Origin of the sequence: Blautia luti (assembly GCF_013304735.1) — a bacterium.
In the GTDB taxonomy this organism is placed as follows: domain Bacteria; phylum Bacillota; class Clostridia; order Lachnospirales; family Lachnospiraceae; genus Blautia_A.
On the sequence record NZ_JAAITI010000102.1, the window covers coordinates 1 to 500 of the forward strand.

The 500-nt window shown below is 42.2% G+C and carries 1 protein-coding gene; it reads right to left on the bottom strand.

Features of this window, described 5'->3' with window-relative positions; genetic code table 11:
• Positions 1-500: CD1107 family mobile element protein (locus tag G5B06_RS18620; protein WP_173772728.1), on the bottom strand; the 500-nt coding region annotated here is incomplete at both ends.

A 500-nucleotide genomic window follows, 5' to 3' on the forward strand; every position in this document is an offset into this window, starting at 1 on the left:
GTAAGGAAATACACATTATCCTGAGATTTTGAATTGTCGATGATCAGATAAAAAATCTTACCACTCTTAGTTGAAATGGTATAAAACTCTTTTGTGCCTTCCGTAGCTGTTTTGGTAACAGAATCTGCTGTCTCGCCTTCTTTATTAAGCTGTTCCTCAATACCTGTCACTGTCCGATCATCCACAGTTCCTTTTGCATCTGTTGGCTCAGAAGCCTGTGCATCCTGCGGAAGTGGTGAAGTCGTTGTTTTCTCAGTCCCAGTTGCATCTGCACTGGTCGTGGTTGCCATCGCACCATTGCTGTCACCTGAAGTTTTCTGTTTCTCTGCCTGCTTCTTTGCCCATTCATAATAAGGATTCTGCAACACATACTTTTCAGAAGTATTTCCGGCACCATCCGTTACCGTGATTTCAATCTGTTTTGTTGTAAAATCTTTCTGTGTCAGTTGCACTCTCAGCATTCCATCCTTCAGATCTGTATAAGTGGTGCCATTAACTGT